Source organism: Methylobacterium variabile, assembly GCF_001043975.1.
Taxonomy (GTDB): domain Bacteria; phylum Pseudomonadota; class Alphaproteobacteria; order Rhizobiales; family Beijerinckiaceae; genus Methylobacterium; species Methylobacterium variabile.
Map to the genome: position 1 here is coordinate 1 of NZ_LABY01000467.1, position 771 is coordinate 771.

1 protein-coding gene is annotated in these 771 nt (G+C 74.7%); it reads right to left on the reverse strand.

The window, feature by feature from the left end:
- Positions 1-771: sensor histidine kinase (locus VQ02_RS33940; protein ID WP_048448687.1), on the reverse strand; the 771-nt coding region annotated here is incomplete at both ends.

A 771-nucleotide genomic window follows, 5' to 3' on the forward strand; every position in this document is an offset into this window, starting at 1 on the left:
CCCGCCGGTCGAACGGCGACAGCAGCACGATGCTGCGGCTCACGCCGGCCTGCCGCGCCGCGGCGGCTATCCCGCGCACGACCGCATCGCCGAGGGCCCGGTCGGCGATGACGGCGTCGAACTTCGCCTCGCCGGACAGGGCCGCGGCGGCCTCCGCCTCGGTCTCCACCACCACCGCCTCGGCGCCGGCCCGTCCCAGGCGGCGCGCGATGTAGGGCGCCTCGAAAGCGGCGGCGGCCACCACCAGGATGCGACGCTCCTCGAGGCGCGGCACGGGCGGTCGGGCCCGGTCCGGTCCGGTGCGGAGCGGCAGCGAGACTTGGAAGCAGCTCCCCTCGCCCAGGCGGGACGCCACGTCGAGCCGGCCGCCCATGCGGTCGATGAGGCGTTGGGTGATCGCGAGGCCGAGGCCAGTCCCCTCGTGCCGCCGGCTGGCGCTGCCGTCGCCCTGCTCGAATTCCTGAAACAGCACCGGCAGGCGCTCCTCGGGGATGCCTGGGCCGGTATCGTGCACGGCAAGGGTCAACCCGTCCGGTCCCCAGGCCGCCGTGACGCCGACCCCGCCGGCTTCGGTGAACTTCACGGCGTTGCCGGCGAGGTTGATCAGGATCTGGCGCACCCGGTCGGGGTCGCCGATCAGCATCGCGGGAAGAGCCTCGAGGTCGGCAGCGATCTCCAGGCCCTTGTCCTGCGCCCGGGGCGCCAGCAGCTCGACCACGCTCTCGACCAGTGCCGCCGGATCGAACGGCTCCGCCGCGAGGTCGAGGCGGC